The 3,357-nt window shown below is 60.4% G+C and carries 2 protein-coding genes; one reads left to right on the forward strand and one right to left on the reverse strand.

Features of this window, described 5'->3' with window-relative positions:
* Positions 1-114 precede the first annotated feature (114 nt).
* Positions 115-552 (reverse strand): YkgJ family cysteine cluster protein, encoded by a 438-nt coding sequence (locus HT737_RS17540; protein WP_007961740.1) that lies wholly within the window; start codon positions 550-552, stop codon positions 115-117.
* A gap of 259 nt (positions 553-811) precedes the next feature.
* Here HT737_RS17540 and HT737_RS17545 point away from each other — a divergent pair, with 259 nt between their 5' ends.
* A complete protein-coding gene (locus tag HT737_RS17545; protein WP_047290859.1) occupies positions 812-3,262 on the forward strand; it encodes a glycogen/starch/alpha-glucan phosphorylase in 2,451 nt (816 codons plus the stop codon).
* Positions 3,263-3,357 lie beyond the last annotated feature (95 nt).

Genomic DNA, 3,357 nt, shown 5'->3' on the forward strand with positions numbered 1-3,357 from the left:
CCAGCTCCCACAGGGTTTTGCGTCGCACATGAATCTTGTGTACGACAACAATCAATGTGGGAGCTGGCTTGCCAGCGATGGCGGCCGGACAGGCGCCGAAAAATTCAGGAAAGGTCAGAACTTCTCGATCGACCGCGAATTCTGCACCCGCTCGACTTCTTTCGGCTTGTACGCGCAATACCCCGGCCGCGGGCCGATTTTCGGGTGGTTGCGGCAAGTGTCCGGGCGCTTGTCATAAATGGTGCACAGGCGGCTTTTACGATCCAGGTAGTAGCAATCGTTGTTGCTCATGCGCTGCAGGGTGAAGATCCCCGATTTCTGGTTGAAGCGCTCGACCAGCCCTTCCTTTTGCAGGCGCTTGGCGATGTTCTTCGGCGGATCGCCCAGCTCGAACTCGTCGACCACGCCGATGCGTACCAGGTCCTTGATCTTGACCTCGACCGGCAGGGTGCAGCAGCTGGAGACACAAGAGCCGCACATCGGGGCCGAATATTTGGCCCACGTATCGAGACGGTCGATCTCGGCGGCGGCAATCAGGTTGGGCTTCATCATCGGGGGTTACCAGGCGTGTGTGCATCAGGGCGCGCGATCATACCGGGACTGGTGGATTTTTGAACAACCTTTCGCCAGATTTTTGCAAACGCCGTGTAAATGCCATTCAGTCCGGCACGGCCCCTGCATTCATTAGCCCACTCGCCAAGGTAATGCCGGGCTATCTCACCGTCTTCGGAAAAACTGCCGAACCTGCGCCTCTACCGTCGGTCAGACCGTCTAGGCTCAGACAATTCCCCGCTCGCTCGAGGTCCTATCGATGACTCAAGAACCACTAGTTCGCGAAGCAGAGGTGGCCGCATTCCGCGATGCCGTCCTGACCAAGCTCACCTATGCGGTGGGCAAAGACCCGGATCACGCCTTTGACCATGACTGGTTCGAAGCCATTGCCCTGGCGGCACGCGACCACATGGTCGAACACTGGATGGACCACACCCGGCAGATCTACCGCAAAGGCCAGAAGCGGGTGTATTACCTCTCGCTGGAATTTCTCATCGGCCGTTTGCTCTACGACAGCCTGAGCAACCTCGGCCTGCTGGACGTCGCGCGTGAAGCGCTGACCGAACTGGGTGTCGATCTGGAACGCATTCGTCTGCTGGAACCCGATGCGGCGCTCGGCAACGGTGGCCTAGGGCGTCTGGCGGCGTGCTTCATGGAAAGCATGTCGACCCTCGGCATTGCCGGGCACGGTTACGGCATTCGTTATGAACACGGGTTGTTCCGCCAGGCCATCGTCGATGGCTGGCAGCAGGAGCAGACCGAACACTGGCTGGATTTCGGCAACCCGTGGGAATTCGAGCGTCCGGAAGTGGTGTACACCATCGGCTTCGGTGGCAGCGTCGAAACCGTCACCGATGCCAGTGGCAAGACCAAACAGGTCTGGTCGCCGGCGGAAACCGTGCGGGCGATTGCCTACGACACGCCGGTGGTCGGCTGGCGTGGGGCGAGCGTCAACACTCTGCGCCTGTGGCGTGCACGCGCCATGGAAGATCTGCACCTTGAGCGCTTCAACGCCGGTGACCACCTGGGCGCGGTGGCTGAGGTAGCCCGCGCCGAAAGTATTTCCCGGGTGCTTTACCCGGCGGACAGCACTGAGGCCGGGCAGGAATTGCGCCTGCGTCAGGAATATTTCTTCGTCGCGGCTTCGCTGCAGGATTTGCTGCGGCGCCATCGCAACATGCACACCTCGGTGCTGACCCTGGGCGATCACGCAGCGATTCAGCTCAACGACACCCACCCTTCGATTGCTGTCGCCGAACTGATGCGGCAACTGGTCGACGTCTACGACGTGGCCTGGGATGCGGCGTGGCAAGTCACCGTCGACACGCTGTCGTACACCAACCACACACTGTTGCCCGAGGCGCTGGAAACCTGGCCGGTCGGTTTGATGGAGCGCATGCTGCCGCGGCACATGCAGATCATTTACCTGATCAACGCGCAGCACATCGACTCGCTGCGCGCCAAGGGCATTCATGATTTCGACGTGCTGCGCGCGGTGTCGCTGATCGAAGAAGACAACGGTCGTCGGGTGCGCATGGGCAACCTCGCGTTCCTCGGATCGCACAGCGTCAATGGCGTATCCGGTCTGCACACGCAACTGATGCGCAAGACCGTGTTCGCCGAACTGCACAAGCTCTACCCGGAGCGGATCAACAACAAAACCAACGGCATCACCTTCCGCCGCTGGTTGTTCCAGGCCAACTCCGAACTGACCTCGATGCTGGTCGATGCACTCGGCCCGCAGGTGCTGGATAACCCGGAAGAGCGCTTGCTCGATCTGGAGCCGTTCGCCGAGAAAACCACGTTCCGCAAAGCCTTCGCCGAGCAGCGCCTGCACAGCAAGAAAGCATTGGCCTATCTGATTCACGAGCGGTTGGGGATCGCGGTCAATCCGGCGGCGATGTTCGACGTGCAGGTCAAACGGATCCACGAATACAAGCGCCAGTTGCTCAACCTGATGCACACGGTGGCGCTGTATCAGGCGATTCGTGCCGAGCCGGAAGTGGACTGGGTACCGCGGGTGAAGATCTTCGCCGGTAAAGCGGCCGCGAGTTATCACCAGGCCAAGCTGATCATCAAGCTGACCAACGACATCGCCCGGGTGGTGAACAACGACCCGACCGTGCGTGGTTTGCTGAAGGTGGTGTTCCTGCCCAACTACAACGTCAGCCTCGCCGAGAGCATCATTCCGGCGGCGGACTTGTCCGAGCAGATTTCCACGGCCGGCTTCGAAGCGTCGGGCACCAGTAACATGAAGTTCGGTCTCAACGGCGCACTGACCATCGGCACCCTCGACGGTGCCAACGTGGAAATGTGCGAGCGCATCGGCGCCGAGCATATGTTCATCTTCGGCCTCAGTGCGCAGCAGGTTGAAGCGCGCAAACAGAACCACGAGTTCAGCGCCGCGCCGGACATCGCCGCGTCGCACCGTTTGAGCGACGTGCTGCAAGCGATCCGCAGTGGCGTGTTCTCGCCGGATGACACGTCGCGCTATACCGGGCTGATTGATTCGCTGGTGGACTACGACCGCTTCCTGGTCTGCGCCGACTTCGATTCCTACTGGGAAGCACAGAAACGCGTCGATGCGCACTGGCACGACGCTAACAACTGGTGGCGTTCGGCAGTGCTCAACACGGCGCGGATGGGCTGGTTTTCCTCTGACCGGACCATTCGTGAGTACGCCACGGATATCTGGAAGGCACTGGAGTAACTTTTCGCTGGGCTCGATATAATCGGCGCGCCGGAAAAGATCGCAGCCTTCGGCAGCTCCTACACAGGTGTTCACAAAACCCTGTAGGAGCTGCC

The sequence above is a fragment of the Pseudomonas sp. MD195_PC81_125 genome, assembly GCF_014060985.1.
In the GTDB taxonomy this organism is placed as follows: Bacteria; Pseudomonadota; Gammaproteobacteria; order Pseudomonadales; family Pseudomonadaceae; genus Aquipseudomonas; species Aquipseudomonas parakoreensis.

What these genes read in the sequence shown, in the direction of transcription:
- HT737_RS17545 (WP_047290859.1), top strand. Translation starts at nt 812, where the DNA reads ATGACTCAAGAACCACTAGTTCGCGAAGCAGAGGTGGCCGCATTCCGC.
- HT737_RS17540 (WP_007961740.1), bottom strand. Translation starts at nt 552, where the DNA reads ATGATGAAGCCCAACCTGATTGCCGCCGCCGAGATCGACCGTCTCGAT.